Origin of the sequence: Achromobacter sp. HZ01, assembly GCF_003267925.1 — a bacterium.
Taxonomy (GTDB): Bacteria; Pseudomonadota; Gammaproteobacteria; order Burkholderiales; family Burkholderiaceae_B; genus Achromobacter; species Achromobacter pulmonis_A.
In genome coordinates, this window is the sequence record NZ_LWKV01000002.1 from 156,058 (window position 1) to 169,634 (window position 13,577).

Sequence of the window (13,577 nt, forward strand, 5' to 3'; positions counted from 1 at the left end):
CGGTCATTCAGTCATTGACCGAGCAAGACACCGGCGCCCCGTCCTCGAATTCCACGTCGTAGGTGTGCACCGGGTCCCAGGGCAGCGTGAACCACAGTTCATAGCCGTCGCCGTCCTCGTCGAACAGCCACAGCGCGCGCAGCACGGCCTTCTCGGCCATGGCCTCGGCGGTTTCCTCGGGCAGCAGCTGGGCGTCTTCGATGCCCAGTTTTTTGTAGTGTTCGTAGGAATAGTTGTCGAGCAGGAAATCGGCGGCGGCCAGGATCTGCTCGTCGAGGGTGTCCAGGATGTTCTTGACCGCCTTGGACGCGCCGCTGCCGGGTTCCTCGCCGTCGGTCTGGATCATGACGTGGATCGGCGGGCGATCCGCGCCCACGGCGACGTTTTCGGCCGCCCACAGATCGGGTTCTTCGGGATCCTGGGTGAAATTGAATCGTGCCATCGCGCGCTCCGGAAAAAAGGCGCGCCGCCGGCGGAAAATGCGGCAGCGCTCCAGTTCCCATTTAACCAGATGCGCGGGCCCGCGTCCGGGGCCGCGCAGGATATTTCAAACACGTTCCAGCGCCAGGTGCGGCAAGGCCGGCAGCGTCACGCGAATAGCATCGCCGGCCCGGACCTCGCCGCCTTCGAGCACGATGCCCATGACCCCGGCCCGGCGCATCAGGCTGCCGTCCGGATGGCGGCCCAGCACCGCGGCGGTCAGGCCCTGCTGGTAGTGGTCCAGCTGCGCACAGGGATTGCGCAGGCCGGTGATCTCCACCACCGCGCCGGCGCCCAGGTGCAGCCAGGCGCCGCGCGGCAGCGCCAGCAGGTCGATGCCGCGAGTGGTGATGTTCTCGCCCATCGTGCCTTCGGCCACGTTGAAGCCGGCCAGCTGCAATTCGTCGTGCAATTCGGCGTGGATCAGGTGCACCTGGCGCAGATTGGGCTGGCTGGGGTCGGCCTTGACGCGCGAGCGGTGCCTGACGGTGACGCCGAGGTGGGCGTCGCCCTCCACGCCCAGCCCTTTGAGCAACATGATTTCAGGCACCACGGACTTGCTGAACGTGTGCGCGGCGCTGCGCGCCACGGCGGTCACGATGGGGTCCATCGGCTTGCTCCTGCTGTCTCAGGCCGCCAGGCCCTGGGCCTCGGGTTCGAGCGCCGCGCCGGCGCGCAAGGGCGGGTAGTGGGTGGAGAATACCAGCCGGCCCGCCGACCAGGTGTGGCTGATCAACGGCTGGCCGCCCACCTGCGCCACCGCCACCAGGTCGGCGCGCATGCCGGGCGCGATGCGGCCGCGGTCCGACAGGCCGCAGGCCTGCGCGGGATTCAGCGTGACCAGCGCGGCCGCCTGCGCCAGCGTCAGCTCGGCCTGCGCCGCCACCGCGAAGACGGCGGCGATCAGCGTGGAAGGCTGGTAGTCCGAGCACAGGCAGCTCGCCACGCCGGCCCGCACCGCGTCGATGGCCCGCATCGAGCCGCTCTGGCTCTGGCCGCGCAGCACGTTGGGCGCGCCCAGGATGGTGGGCAGGCCGCAAGACACCGCGGCGCGCGCGGTATCCAGGTTGATGGGGAACTCGCTCATGGCCACGCCCAGGTTGCGCATGGTGGCGATGCGGTGAATGGAATCGTCGTCGTGGCTGGCCGTGGGGATGCCCAGGCCCTGCGCATGCGCCAGCAAGGTCTCGACCCGCGCCACCGCGCCGTCGCGCGCGCGGCTCTTGGCCTGCGCCGCTTCCTCGGCCTGCTCGCGGCTCATGGCGTGGTTGCCCATCATGTATTGCAGATAGGACTCCAGCGTCTTGAACTGCCCCTGCCCCGGCGAATGGTCCATGACCGACAGCAGGTCCACCGCGCCCTCGTCCATCAGCGCGCTCAGCACGTCCACCGAGGTGGCGTCGGTGACCTCGTAGCGGCAGTGGATGCGGTTGTCGACCAGGCTGTGGCCACGGAACGCGCGCACCGTACGCACCACTTCGGCGGCCGTCTGGTTGTTGCGCACGCCCCATTCGCTGTTGGCGAAGGACAGCGCGTGATAAGGCGTGGTGATGCCCGCCGCGGCGTTGCGGCGGTCCACCTGCGCCACCGCGAAGTCCAGCGGGAACAGCACGCGCGAGCGCGGCTCGGCCTCTTTTTCGATGGCGTCGCAATGCAGGTCGATCAGGCCCGGCAGCAGGACCTGGCCCTGCAGGTCGACTTCGCGGCCGGCGCGCGCGCCGGCCGGCTCGACGGCCACGATGCGGCCGTCATCGATCAGCACCGCGCTGTCTTCCAGCACGCGGTCGGCCAGCACGACGCGGGCATGGGTGAGATAAGTGCTGTGCATGGTCAGGCCTCCATCGCGGTGGCGGTCACGGCTGGGCGCAATTCCAGCGTCTGGGTGGCGACGGCGTCGCGCACCTCGGCGTCGTGGAATATGCCCAGCAGGCAGCGGCCCTGGGCGCGGGCTTCGAGGATCAGGTCGATCACCACCTGGCGGTTGTCGGCGTCCAGCGAGGCGGTGGGCTCGTCCAGCAGCAGGATCGGATGGCGGGCGATGAAACCGCGCGCGATGTTCACGCGCTGCTGCTCGCCGCCGGAGAAAGTGGCCGGGGCCAGGCCCCACAGGCGTTCGGGCACGTTCAGGCGCCGCAGCAGCGCGGCGGCGCGGGCGCGCGCCTCGTCGGCCGGCACGCCGGCCGCGCGCAGCGGCTCGGCCACCACGTCCAGCGCGGCCACGCGCGGAATCACCCGCAGGAACTGGCTGACGTAGCCGATCACGTCGCGCCGCAGCGCCAGGATGCGCTGCTCCGGCGCGCCCACCAGCTCGACCCAGCCGTCTTCGGCGCGCACGCGGATGCTGCCCTCGGTGGCCAGATAGTTGCCGTAGAGGCAGCGCAGCAGCGTGCTCTTGCCGGTGCCGGACGGCCCGGCCAGCACCAGGCAGTCGCCGGCCGCGGCGTCGAAGTCGACCGCCTCCAGCACCGGCAGCCGCATGCCGCCCTGGTTGTGCAGGGTAAACATTTTTCCGAGGCCCCGCACCTCGATCATCGGAGTGGTTGCGCGCATGCTCAGCTCTGCAAAATGGAGGACACCAGCAATTGGGTATAGGGGTGCTGCGGATCGTCGAGGATCTGGTCGGTGAGCCCGCTTTCGACCACCTCGCCGCCGCGCATGACCAGGGTCCGGTGCGCCAGCAGGCGCGCCACGGCCAGGTCGTGCGTGACCACGATGGCCGCCAGGCCCAGGTCGGTCACCAGCTGGCGCAGCAGGTCCAGCAGGCGCGCCTGCACCGACACGTCGAGCGAGGCCGTGGGTTCGTCCATGAACACCAGGCGCGGATGGGTCACCAGGTTGCGGGCGATCTGCAGGCGCTGCTGCATGCCGCCCGAAAACGATACCGGCGCGTCGTCCAGGCGGCCGACGTCGATCTCCATCTTGTGCAGCCAGTTGCCGGCCACGCGGCGCAGCTCGCCGTAATGGCGCTCGCCCACGGCCATCAGGCGTTCGGCGATGTTGGCGCCGGCGCTGACCTGCATGCGCAGGCCGTCGCGCGCGTTCTGGCGCACGAAGCCCCAGTCGGTGCGCGCCAGCAGGCGCAGGCGCGCGGCCGGCAGCGCGGCCAGGTCGGTGAAGCCCTGGTCGCGGGTGTCGTACCAGACGCTGCCGGCCTGCGGCCGGGTCTGGTGGGACACCGCCGACAGCAGCGTGCTCTTGCCCGAGCCGGACTCGCCGACCACGCACAGCACCTCGCCGGGATAAAGATCGAAGCTGACGTCGCGGCAGCCGTGCACGCCGTCCCAGGTGCGCGTCATGCCGCGCACGGACAGCAGGGGATTCGCTTGGGGATTCATGCCGCGGCCTCGTCCGGGTTGGCGTCCGGGCGCTGGCGCGCCTGGCGATCGTTGCAGTATTCGGTGTCCGAGCAGACGTAGCGGCGCGTGCCGGCGTCGTCCAGGATGATTTCGTCCAGGAAGCTCTCGCGCGAGCCGCACAGGTCGCAGTGCTCGCTCCAGCTTTGCACTTCGAAGGGGTGGTCCTCGAAGTCCAGGCTCTTGACCCGGGTGTATGGCGGCACGGCGTAGACGCGCTTTTCGCGGCCCGCGCCGAACAGCATCAGCGCCGGGCTGCCGTCCAGCTTGGGATTGTCGAACTTGGGGATGGGCGACGGCCGCATCATGTAGCGGTCGTTGACGATCACGGGGTAGTCGTAGGTGGTGGCGATGCGGCCGTGCTGCGCAATGTCCTCGTACAGCTTGACGTGCATGCCGCCGTATTCGGCCAGCGCATGCATGGTGCGGGTCTCGGTTTCGCTGGGTTCGAGCCAGCGCAGGGGCTCGGGAATGGGCACCTGGAACACCATGATCTGGCCGGCGGCCAGCGGCGTCTCGGGAATGCGGTGGCGCGTCTGCACGATGGTGGCCGCCGGCGTGGACTGCGTGGTGGCCACGCCCGTGACGCGGCCGAAGAAGCGCCGGATGTTGATCGCGTTAGTGGTGTCGTCCGAGCCCTGGTCTATCACCTTGAGCACGTCGCCGCGCCCGATGATGGCGGCCGTGACCTGGATGCCGCCCGTGCCCCAGCCGTAGGGCAGCGGCATCTCGCGGCTGCCGAACGGCACCTGGTAGCCGGGAATCGCCACCGCCTTGAGCAGCGCGCGGCGCAGCATGCGCTTGGTGGATTCGTCCAGGTAGCCGAAGTTGTAGTGGTCGTCGCGCGCGACCGCGGCCTGTTGTTGCGTCGTCATGGGGAAACCGCCTCGTCCATCAGTTGTTTGTCCGCGGCCTGCGGCGCGTCGCGCTCGGCGCGCATGCGGCGCAGCAGTTCCAGGTTGGCCTGGAAGTCCACGTAGTGCGGCAGCTTCAGGTGCTGCACGAAGCCCGAGGCCTCGACGTTGTCGCTGTGGTAGAGCACGAACTCGTGGTCGTTGGCCGGAGAATCGGCCAGCTCGCCCAACTCGGCGGCCTTGAGCGCGCGGTCCACCAGCGCCATCGACATGGACTTGCGTTCGCCGTAGCCGAACGTCAGCCCGTAGCCGCGCGTGAACTTCGGCCCTTCCTCGGCGTTGCCCGCGAACTGGCTGACCATCTGGCATTCGGTCACTTCGATCTCGCCCACGGTGACGGCGTAGCCGAGTTCCTCGATGTGCATTTCCACTTCCAGCGCGCCGTAGCGGATCTCGGCCGCGAAGGGATGGGTGTTGCCGTAGCCGCGCTGCGTGGAATAGCCCATCGACAGCAGAAAGCCTTCGTCGGCGCGCGCCAGGTTCTGCAGCCGCGCGGCGCGCGAGGCCGGGAAATCCAGCGGCTGGCGGGTCAGGTCGAAGGGTTCGGGATCGCCGGGCGGAACCGGCTCGGCGTCGATCAGGTCATCCTGCGCCAGCAGGTCGGTCACGCGCGGCATGGCGCTGTCCAGGGCTTCGTCGCCGGCGGGCAGCGAGTCGGCCTCGCGTCCGGCCAGCAGCGAGAAGTCCAGCAGCCGCTGGGTGTAGTCATAGGTGGGGCCCAGGATCTGGCCGCCGGGCAGGTCCTTGAAGGTGGACGAGATGCGGCGCTGCAGGCGCATGCGGCCGGTGTCTATCGGCTGCGTGTAGCCGTAGCGCGACAGCGTCGTGCGATAGGCGCGCAGCAGGAACACGGCCTCGATCACGTCGCCGGCGGCCTGCTTGAGCGCCAGCGCGGCCAGCTGCGGATCGTAGAGCGAGCCTTCGGCCATCACGCGCGACACGGCCAGCGGCATCTGTTCGCGGATCTGCGCCAGGCTCAGTTCGGGCACCTCGCGGTCGCCGCGACGGTAGTCGTCCAGCATGCGGTAGGAATTGAGGATGGCGCGCTCGCCCCCTTTCACGGCTACGTACATGTCAGTTCTCCACGCGCGTGCTGCGCGGCAGGCCGCAGATCCGCCGGCCCTGCGTCAGCAGCACGTCGACGCCCAGCGGAAAGCGTTGGTGATTGAGGCGCCATTCGCGCCAGAAGCCTTCCGGCAGCCCGGCCGCGGCCAGGGCCTGGCGGCTCTGGATGCCCGGGCCGCTCAGCATGGCCTGCGGTCCGGCATCCAGCGACGCGACTTCGATCAGCAGCGTGGTGGACTGATCGGGATAGGCCGGGTCGCCCGGATGGCAGGCCGACAGCGCCGGGGCCTCGAAGCCGGCCGGCGCCGCGGCGAAGCGCGCCAGCGCGGGCGAGGGCACGATGGGGCAGCCGCAATGAAAGCGCAGGAAGGCCAGCGTATCGGCGCTCGCGCCTTGCGGCAGCCACAGCGGCGTGTCGACGTCGACCAGCGTCAGCAGCAGGGCCGTCATGGCGGGCGACAGGCCCGCCGGCACGCCGCTTTCGGCCGTGATTTCGTGGATGCGCCCGGGATGGGCCAGCGCGTCCAGCGCGGCGCGGAAGGTGGCCTGCGCGTCGTCCACCGGATCGGCGAAACCGGGCAACAGCGTGCGGCCCGGGGCCGCGGCGGCGGCCAGTATCGGTTGTTGCATGTCAGTCCTCGCCTCGCACCATCGTGAAGAATTCCACCCTGGTCTGCGCCGCCACGCGGGCCTGGCGCTCGACCTTTTCGGCATGCTGGCGCGCCAGCGGCGCGATGAGCTGCGCCTGCACGGTTTCATGCCATTCAGGCAGCTGAAGCAGGGCGTCGGCCACGGCGGCCTGTTCCGCATGGCGCAGCGAGCGGCCCTGCACGTAGGCCACGCCGACCACGCCCTCGCCCATCGTCACCGCGCAGCGTGTCACGGTCATTTCGCCCAGGTTGAAGCGGGCGCCGGTGCCGCCGCTGCGGGCGCGCACCATGGCCATGCCGGTCTGGGCCGGGCGCAGCGTGCGATGCTGGGGCAGCCGGCCCAGCGCGCTGAACGCGCCGTCCAGCGCGCCGGCGTCGGCCAGCGCCAGCACGCGCATCCAGGCCGCGCGCCGGGCGTCGGTTGCCGGTTGTCCTGTCTGTGGGTGTTCCAAGATTCCTCCATACGTCTAGACGACTGGATGAAGTATGATCGGTTCGAAATCCAAGTTCAACAGCCGGGCGTGAATTTTTGATGACAGTTGCTGCGCCTTTGCGGCGGCCGCGGCATCGGGCACAATCGTGGCCATTCTTGAAGAGCGGATATGACAGTACGAGCGCACTCCATGGTTGAAAGAGGTTCCGGCATCGCCGTCTGGCGGCAAATCGGCGAATCGCTTGCGGACGACATCCGCAACAAGCTCTATGCGGCGGGCGAACAGCTGCCCTCCGAACCCGAGCTGGCCGCCAAGTTCTCGGTCAACCGCCACACGATACGGCGCGCCATGGGCGAGCTGGAGCAAAGCGGCCTGGTCCGGATCGAACAGGGCCGCGGCACCTTCGTGCAGGAACACGCCATCGATTACGCCATCGGCAAGCGCACGCGCTTTTCCGAGAACCTGCGCAGCCAGGGCATGCTGGGCCACCAGGAGGTGCTGGGCAGCCAGTCGCTGCGCGCCGCCGAGATCGCCAGGCACCTGGGGCTGGCCCGCAGCGCGGCGCTGCTGCGCGTGCAGATCGTGGGCAAGGCGGAAAACCGCCCCATCAGCGTCTCGGAACACTACTTCGACGAAAAGCGCTTCCCCGACTTCGCGCAGCGCCTCGCGTCCCAGCGTTCGATCTCCAAGGTCTATGCGCACTACGGCATCGGCGACTACACCCGCAAGTGGTCGCGCATCACCGCGGCGCTGCCCTCGCCCGAAATCGCCCGCCTGCTGGGCCAGCCCAAGACCCGCCCCATCCTCCAGGTCGAGGCGCTGAACGTGGACCAGCAAGGCGCGCCGCTGCAGTACAGCGTGGCCCGCTTCGTCGGCGACCTGGTGCAGCTGATGGTCACGGACGAAGGCTGAACCGGCACCGCGGCGCCCCCTGAATCCGGCGGGCCGGCCTCACTCATCTAGACATCTGGTTGTAATGCAAGCCCGCTAACTTGGCGCCATGAACTCACGCACCCCTGCCCCCTCGCCCCTGGCCGGCATCACCGGACAGCGCATCCTGACGCCGCGCGGCGTCCAACAGGCCAGCCTGCGTTTCCACGGCGGGCTGATCGACGATTCGGCGGCTCCCGCCGCGCGCGGCGCCGCCTGGTTCGACGCCGGCGACCTGCTGGTGCTGCCCGGCATCGTGGACCTGCACGGCGACGCCTTCGAGCGCGCCATCATGCCGCGCCCCAGCGTGACCTTCCCCTACCAGGGCGCGCTGTTCGACGTGGACCGCCAGCTGCTGGCCAATGGCATCACCACCGAATTCCACGGCGTCACGCTGTCCTGGGAAGGCGGCCTGCGCGGCGAGAGCTACGCCGAGCGCATGTTCGACGCGCTCGAAGGCATGCGGGCCCTGATGGGCGCGCGGCACTACGTGCACCTGCGCTTCGAGACCCATCACGTGGGCGGGCTGGACATCGCCCAGCAATGGATACGCGACGGCCGCGTGCGCTTCCTGGCGCTCAACGACCACCTGCCCAGTATGGCGCGGCGGCTGGGCGACGAGCGCAAGCTGCTGCAGTACGCGCACCGCGCGGAATGCGACCTCGACGTGTTCCAGGACCGCATCCGCGCCGCCATGGCCGCCGCCGATTCCGTGGCCGACGCTATGCGCGAACTGACCGCCTGCGCACGCGAGGCCGGCCTGAAGGTGGCCTCGCACGACGATCCCGACGCCGCCACGCGCCGCTACTACCACCAATTGGGCTGCAGCGTGGCGGAATTCCCATTGACCCGCGAGGCTGCCGGCGTGGCGCGCGACCTGGGCAACGCCGTGGTGTTCGGCGCGCCCAACGTGGTGCGCGGCGGCAGCCACACCGGCGCGCCCAGCGCCACGGAGATGGTGCGCGCCGGCCTGTGCGACGTGCTGACCTCCGACTACTACTATCCCGCGCCGCTGGCGGCCGCGCTGCGCCTGGCCGGCGACGGCGTGCTGCCGCTGGCCCAGGCCTGGAACCTGGTGTCGCTGAATCCCGCTCGCGCCGCCGGCCTGAAAGACCGCGGCGCGCTGGCGCCGGGCCTGATCGCCGACGCCATCGTGGTCGACGACCGCATGCCGGGCCTGCCGCGCGTGTGCGCCGCCATCGTCGGCGGCGAACTGCGCTACGCCAGCCGCGCCTTCGGCGACGGCCAGCCCCAGCGCATGGCGGCCTGACCATGCCGCAGGCCCATCGCTACGCCCTGTACCTGGCTCCCACCGGCCCCTGGCGCGAATACGGCAGCCGCTGGCTGGGCCGCTGCGCCGACACCGGCAAGGCGCTGGCCGCGCTGCCCGGGCAGGCCGATTTTCCGCGCGCATGGACCGAGGCCCCGCGCCACTACGGCCTGCACGCCACGCTGAAGCCGCCCTTCCGCCTGCGCTCCGGCGCCAGTCCTCACGAGGTCGACGCCGCCGCCCGCCGGCTGGCCGACGGCCGCAGCCCGTTCTCGCTGCAGCTGGACTGCGAACCGCTGCGCGGTTTCCTGGCCTGGCGCATCGCCGACGCCGACGCGCCGGGCCGGGCCCGCATCCAGGAACTGGCCGACGCGGCCGTGCGCGACCTGGACCCGCTGCGCGCCCCGCCCACGCCCGAGGAGACCGCCAGGCGCCAGCCGCAATCGCTCACGCCCGCGCAGCAGGCCATGCTGGCGCGCTGGGGCTACCCCTATGTGTTCGATACCTATACCTTCCACATCACGCTGACCGGCAAGCTCGACGGCGACGCGCTGGCGCGGGCGCGGGCCGGCATCGCGGCCTTCGCCGATCCGCTGCGCGGCCAGGCCATGCCGGTGCCGGGCGTCAGCGTCTATGTGCAGCCCGAGCCCGGCGCCGACTTCGTCGCGGCCAGGCACTACGGTTTCGACGGCAGCTGCGCCGACGCCGCCGGCGCGGCGTATCTGCAAGGCCCGGCCGCGCAATGAACGTCTCCTACGCCCCGGCCGACGGCACGCGCCTGATCTACCTGATGGGCGCCTCGGGCAGCGGCAAGGACACGCTGCTGCGCCTGCTGCGCACGCACCTGCGCGGCGACGAACCGGTGCTGGTGGCGCACCGCTACATCACCCGCGAAAGCGGCGACAGCGAAGACTCGCTCAGCCTCACCGAAGACGAATTCGGCCGCCGCGCGGCGCTGGGCTGCTTCGCGCTGCGCTGGAGCAGCCACGGCCTGCATTACGGCATCGGCGTGGAAATCGACGCCTGGCTGGCCTGCGGCGCGGCCGTCATCATCAACGGCTCGCGCGCGCACCTGCCGCAGGCCCATGCGCGCTATCCGGCGCTGACCGCGGTGGAGGTCACGGTGGCCCCGGCGCTCCTGGCCCGCAGGCTGGCCGGCCGCGGCCGCGAAAACGCCCAGCAGATCGCGCAGCGGCTGGCGCGCGCCACCCAGGCATACACGGTGCCGCCGCGCTGCCGGCTGCTGCGGGTCAACAACGACGCCGCGCCCGAATCGGCGGCCGCTGAATTGCTGGATATTGCGCGCGGCAAACTGGCTGCGTAGGGATGGCGGCGGTTGCCGCCCGATGGGTTTCGCGCGCTTGATGTATGGATTCTTGCATAAGGAATCTCGCGCTGCACCCATCCTACGATTCCCTATCGCCGTGTGATTCCCAACCACCGTACGATTCCTGACCGCCGTAGGATGCGCGACCGCCGTAGGATGGGTGCAGCGCGAGACATCCGACACAAGGAATCAACCGCCCAACGCGCGGAACCCATCGCCCCCCCCGGTTCAGCCCGCCATCTCGCCACAAAGATCCAGCAAGATATCGGAAAAATACGTTTCGGCCGCCAGCGGCTGCTGGCGCTTGCGCCGGATCAGGTTGATCGGCGGCAGCTCCCAGCCGAAGTCCCAGGGCACCATTCCCAGCTTGCCGCGCTGGCACAGCTCGCGCGCGATGTCCTCGGGCACGACCGAGACGAAGGTTTCGTTCATGGCCAGCAGGCCTTCGATCACGTCGGTCGAATAGGCTTCCAGCACCGGGCTGGGCGGGCTCAGCTCCGCGCGGATGAAGTGCTCCACGATGAGTTGCCGCGTCGGCGTATTGGCCGCCGGCAGCACCCAGTCCAGCGCCGCCACCGCCGCCCAGTCCGGCCGGCGCCGCGCCAGCCGCTGGGCCAGCCGGCCGTGCGCGATCAGGCGCGGACGCTGGCGGTAGAGCGCGCGGTGTATCAGGTCGTCCTGCGCCACCGACGAGGTGGCGCGGCCGATGATGCAGTCGAGTTCGTGCTGGCGCAGCATCGGGACCAGATGATCGGTGGTCGCGCGGTGCAGGCTGAGCGTCACGCCGTGGCGCTGGTGCAGCAGGCCGATGGCCTGGGTCAGCAGCGCGCTCGATACGTAAGGCACGACGCCGACCTGCAGATGCGCCGAGCGGCCCGCGTGCAGGGCTTCCACTTCGCGCGCCCACAAGTCCAGGTCGCTGAGCATGTGGCGCGCGCGCACCAGGGCCAGGCTGCCCAGCGCGGTGGGCTGCAGGCCCCGCCCGGTGCGCATGAACAGCCGCGCGCCGAAGATGTCTTCGAGTTCGGCCAGCGCCTTGGTGACCGCCGGCTGGCTGACGCCCGCCGCCGCCGCGACCCGCGTCAGCGAGCCATGCCTGGCGATGTCGAGCAGCAGCACCAGATGGCGGTGCTTGAGGCGGTTGGCCAGACGGGCCGCGTCCCAGTTCACGATTTTTCCTATAACCAGTTGGTTATTCAATTATGCCAACAAAGGTAAATCCAGTTATTTCATGATCCTATACTGCGGACATCTTCCCGCCAGGAACCGCCCATGAACGCCTCCTTCACGACCCGCCCCGAAATCCGCGGCACGTTCGGCGTGGTCTCGTCCACCCACTGGCTCGCCACGCAAGTCGCGATGGGCGTGCTGGAGCGCGGCGGCAACGCCTATGACGCGGCGGCGGCCGGCGGCTTCACCTTGCAGATCGTCGAACCGCACCTGAACGGGCCGGGCGGCGAGGTGCCCATCCTGCTCTGGAGCGAACGCGAGCGGCGCATGCGCGCGCTGTGCGGCCAGGGACCGGCGCCGGCCCTGGCCACGCCCGCCCATTTCCGCGGATTGGGCCTGGACCTGGTGCCCGGCATCGGGCTGCTGCCGGCCACGGTGCCCGGCGCGTTCGGCGCGTGGCTGACGCTGCTGCGCGACTACGGCACCTGGGAACTGGCCGAGGTGCTGCGCCCGGCCATCGACTACGCGCGCAACGGCTTTCCGCTGGTGCCGCGCATCTCCCAGGCCATCCTGGCGGTGCAGGCGCTGTTTCGCGACGAATGGACCAGCTCGCGCGAGGTCTGGCTGCCCGACGGCCGGGTGCCCACGCCCGACACCCTGTTCCGCACGCCCGCGATCGCGGCCACCTATACCCGCATCCTGGACCATGCGCATGCCGCCGGCGCCGACCGGCGCGGGCGCATCGACGCGGCGCTGGACGCCTGGTATCGCGGCTTCGTCGCCGACGCGATCGACGCCTTCTACAGCGGCGAACCGGTGCGCGACACGACCGGCCAGCGCAATCGCGGCCTGCTGCGCAAGTCCGACCTGGCCGACTGGCGCGCCACTTACGACGAGCCGCTGACCGTGGACTACGGCCGCTACACCGTGGCCAAATGCGGCGTCTGGTCGCAAGGCCCCGTGCATCTGCAACAGCTGGCCATGCTGCGCCACCTGGGCATGGAAGGCCTGGACCCGCAGTCGCCGGAATTCGTGCATCGCGTGGCCGAGGCGGCCAAGCTGGCCTTCGCCGACCGCTGCGCCTGGTACGGCGATCCCGATTTCGCGCAGGTGCCGCTGGCCGATCTGCTGAGCGACGACTACGCGCGGACCCGCGCCGCCGGCATCGGCGCGCAGGCCTCGCGCGCATTCCAGCCGGGCAGCCCCGGCGCACGCGCGCCGCGCCTGCCGGATCTGGAGGCGGCCGCGCGCACGCTGGCGGCCTCCGACACCCGCTTCGGCGTGGGCGAGCCGACCTTCGCGGCGCTGCCGCCCGTGTCCGAGTGGGCCGCGCGCGAACTGTTCGTGGGCGACACCTGCCAGATCGACGTCATCGACCGCGACGGCAATATGGTGGCCGCCACGCCGTCGGGCGGCTGGCTGTCGTCCAGCCCGGTCGTGCCGGGCCTGGGCTTTCCGCTGACCACGCGCCTGCAGATGACCTGGCTGGACGAGGGCGTGCCCGGCCAGCTGCAGCCCGGCAAGCGCCCCTGCACCACGCTGTCGCCGGGCCTGGCGCTGCGCGACGGCCAGCCCTATATGGCCTTCGGCACGCCCGGCGGCGACCAGCAGGACCAATGGACGGTGGCCTTCTTCCTGCGCCATGCCATGGGCATGAACCTGCAGGAGGCCATCGACGCGCCGTCCTGGCACATCGACCATTTCCCCGGCTCTTTCTGGCCGCGCACGCTGACGCTCAACCGGCTGACGGTGGAGTCGCGCATGCCCGCGGCCACGCTGGACGCGCTGCGCGCCGCCGGCCACGAGGTCAAGGTCGGCCCGGACTGGTCGGAAGGACGCATCAGCGCCTGCACCCGCGAACCCGCCCCCGGCGGCGGCCTGCTGCTGCGCGCCGGCGCCAATCCGCGCGGCATGCAGGGCTACGCCGCCGGACGCTGAACCTGTTTCTTTCCAGCCGGCGCACAGACCGGCCTTTGCACAAGGG

General features: G+C 70.4%; 15 protein-coding genes. 5 read left to right on the top strand and 10 right to left on the bottom strand.

Features of this window, described 5'->3' with window-relative positions:
- Positions 1 to 7: 7 nt before the first annotated feature.
- The 9 genes from A6B37_RS09770 to phnG all read right to left on the bottom strand — a co-directional run bounded on the left by A6B37_RS09770 (position 8) and on the right by phnG (position 6,914).
- A complete protein-coding gene (locus tag A6B37_RS09770) occupies positions 8 to 442 on the bottom strand; it encodes a hypothetical protein (RefSeq protein ID WP_111825635.1) in 435 nt (144 codons plus the stop codon).
- A gap of 105 nt (positions 443 to 547) precedes the next feature.
- Positions 548 to 1,090, bottom strand: coding sequence for an MOSC domain-containing protein (locus A6B37_RS09775; RefSeq protein WP_111825636.1), 543 nt, complete (start codon positions 1,088 to 1,090; stop codon positions 548 to 550).
- A gap of 18 nt (positions 1,091 to 1,108) precedes the next feature.
- A complete protein-coding gene (locus A6B37_RS09780) occupies positions 1,109 to 2,308 on the bottom strand; it encodes an alpha-D-ribose 1-methylphosphonate 5-triphosphate diphosphatase (protein ID WP_111825637.1) in 1,200 nt (399 codons plus the stop codon).
- Positions 2,309 to 2,310: 2 nt separating this feature from the next.
- On the bottom strand, positions 2,311 to 3,030 hold the full coding sequence (gene phnL, locus A6B37_RS09785) for a phosphonate C-P lyase system protein PhnL (protein WP_111825638.1): 720 nt from the start codon (positions 3,028 to 3,030) through the stop codon (positions 2,311 to 2,313).
- A 2-nt stretch (positions 3,031 to 3,032) separates the two neighbouring features.
- Entirely contained in the window at positions 3,033 to 3,815 is a 783-nt protein-coding gene (gene phnK, locus A6B37_RS09790) for a phosphonate C-P lyase system protein PhnK (RefSeq protein WP_102773649.1), read from the bottom strand.
- Positions 3,812 to 4,708, bottom strand: a complete 897-nt coding sequence (locus A6B37_RS09795) for an alpha-D-ribose 1-methylphosphonate 5-phosphate C-P-lyase PhnJ (RefSeq protein WP_102773650.1) — start codon at positions 4,706 to 4,708, stop codon at positions 3,812 to 3,814. The genes phnK and A6B37_RS09795 overlap by 4 nt, the downstream gene beginning before the upstream one ends.
- Complete coding sequence (locus tag A6B37_RS09800; RefSeq protein WP_111825639.1) at positions 4,705 to 5,820, bottom strand: carbon-phosphorus lyase complex subunit PhnI; 1,116 nt, start codon at positions 5,818 to 5,820, stop codon at positions 4,705 to 4,707. Before A6B37_RS09800 ends, A6B37_RS09795 begins: the two co-directional genes overlap by 4 nt.
- A gap of 1 nt (position 5,821) precedes the next feature.
- Complete coding sequence (gene phnH / locus A6B37_RS09805; protein WP_102773652.1) at positions 5,822 to 6,442, bottom strand: phosphonate C-P lyase system protein PhnH; 621 nt, start codon at positions 6,440 to 6,442, stop codon at positions 5,822 to 5,824.
- A 1-nt stretch (position 6,443) separates the two neighbouring features.
- Positions 6,444 to 6,914 carry a phosphonate C-P lyase system protein PhnG gene (gene phnG, locus A6B37_RS09810; protein ID WP_111825640.1) on the bottom strand — a complete coding sequence of 157 codons (471 nt, stop codon included), beginning with the start codon at positions 6,912 to 6,914 and terminating at the stop codon, positions 6,444 to 6,446.
- Positions 6,915 to 7,085: 171 nt separating this feature from the next.
- Between phnG and phnF the strand changes: the two genes are divergently transcribed.
- From phnF to phnN, 4 genes are all read left to right on the top strand, one after another.
- Entirely contained in the window at positions 7,086 to 7,808 is a 723-nt protein-coding gene (gene phnF, locus A6B37_RS09815) for a phosphonate metabolism transcriptional regulator PhnF (RefSeq protein ID WP_111825641.1), read from the top strand.
- Positions 7,809 to 7,896: 88 nt separating this feature from the next.
- Complete coding sequence (locus tag A6B37_RS09820) at positions 7,897 to 9,096, top strand: alpha-D-ribose 1-methylphosphonate 5-triphosphate diphosphatase (protein WP_111825642.1); 1,200 nt, start codon at positions 7,897 to 7,899, stop codon at positions 9,094 to 9,096.
- Positions 9,097 to 9,098: 2 nt separating this feature from the next.
- On the top strand, positions 9,099 to 9,842 hold the full coding sequence (locus A6B37_RS09825) for a DUF1045 domain-containing protein (protein WP_111825643.1): 744 nt from the start codon (positions 9,099 to 9,101) through the stop codon (positions 9,840 to 9,842).
- Positions 9,839 to 10,420, top strand: a complete 582-nt coding sequence (gene phnN / locus A6B37_RS09830) for a phosphonate metabolism protein/1,5-bisphosphokinase (PRPP-forming) PhnN (protein WP_111825644.1) — start codon at positions 9,839 to 9,841, stop codon at positions 10,418 to 10,420. The genes A6B37_RS09825 and phnN overlap by 4 nt, the downstream gene beginning before the upstream one ends.
- A gap of 231 nt (positions 10,421 to 10,651) precedes the next feature.
- Here the strand turns inward: phnN and A6B37_RS09835 are convergent, their stop codons facing one another.
- Positions 10,652 to 11,593 carry a LysR substrate-binding domain-containing protein gene (locus A6B37_RS09835; RefSeq protein ID WP_111825645.1) on the bottom strand — a complete coding sequence of 314 codons (942 nt, stop codon included), beginning with the start codon at positions 11,591 to 11,593 and terminating at the stop codon, positions 10,652 to 10,654.
- A 102-nt stretch (positions 11,594 to 11,695) separates the two neighbouring features.
- Here A6B37_RS09835 and A6B37_RS09840 point away from each other — a divergent pair, with 102 nt between their 5' ends.
- Positions 11,696 to 13,531: a gamma-glutamyltransferase family protein gene (locus A6B37_RS09840; protein ID WP_111825646.1), complete on the top strand. Its 1,836-nt coding sequence runs from the start codon at positions 11,696 to 11,698 to the stop codon at positions 13,529 to 13,531.
- Positions 13,532 to 13,577: the final 46 nt, after the last annotated feature.

What these genes read in the sequence shown, in the direction of transcription:
- A6B37_RS09770 (WP_111825635.1), bottom strand. Translation starts at nt 442, where the DNA reads ATGGCACGATTCAATTTCACCCAGGATCCCGAAGAACCCGATCTGTGG.
- A6B37_RS09775 (WP_111825636.1), bottom strand. Translation starts at nt 1,090, where the DNA reads ATGGACCCCATCGTGACCGCCGTGGCGCGCAGCGCCGCGCACACGTTC.
- A6B37_RS09780 (WP_111825637.1), bottom strand. Translation starts at nt 2,308, where the DNA reads ATGCACAGCACTTATCTCACCCATGCCCGCGTCGTGCTGGCCGACCGC.
- phnL (WP_111825638.1), bottom strand. Translation starts at nt 3,030, where the DNA reads ATGCGCGCAACCACTCCGATGATCGAGGTGCGGGGCCTCGGAAAAATG.
- phnK (WP_102773649.1), bottom strand. Translation starts at nt 3,815, where the DNA reads ATGAATCCCCAAGCGAATCCCCTGCTGTCCGTGCGCGGCATGACGCGC.
- A6B37_RS09795 (WP_102773650.1), bottom strand. Translation starts at nt 4,708, where the DNA reads ATGACGACGCAACAACAGGCCGCGGTCGCGCGCGACGACCACTACAAC.
- A6B37_RS09800 (WP_111825639.1), bottom strand. Translation starts at nt 5,820, where the DNA reads ATGTACGTAGCCGTGAAAGGGGGCGAGCGCGCCATCCTCAATTCCTAC.
- phnH (WP_102773652.1), bottom strand. Translation starts at nt 6,442, where the DNA reads ATGCAACAACCGATACTGGCCGCCGCCGCGGCCCCGGGCCGCACGCTG.
- phnF (WP_111825641.1), top strand. Translation starts at nt 7,086, where the DNA reads ATGGTTGAAAGAGGTTCCGGCATCGCCGTCTGGCGGCAAATCGGCGAA.
- A6B37_RS09820 (WP_111825642.1), top strand. Translation starts at nt 7,897, where the DNA reads ATGAACTCACGCACCCCTGCCCCCTCGCCCCTGGCCGGCATCACCGGA.
- A6B37_RS09825 (WP_111825643.1), top strand. Translation starts at nt 9,099, where the DNA reads ATGCCGCAGGCCCATCGCTACGCCCTGTACCTGGCTCCCACCGGCCCC.
- phnN (WP_111825644.1), top strand. Translation starts at nt 9,839, where the DNA reads ATGAACGTCTCCTACGCCCCGGCCGACGGCACGCGCCTGATCTACCTG.
- A6B37_RS09840 (WP_111825646.1), top strand. Translation starts at nt 11,696, where the DNA reads ATGAACGCCTCCTTCACGACCCGCCCCGAAATCCGCGGCACGTTCGGC.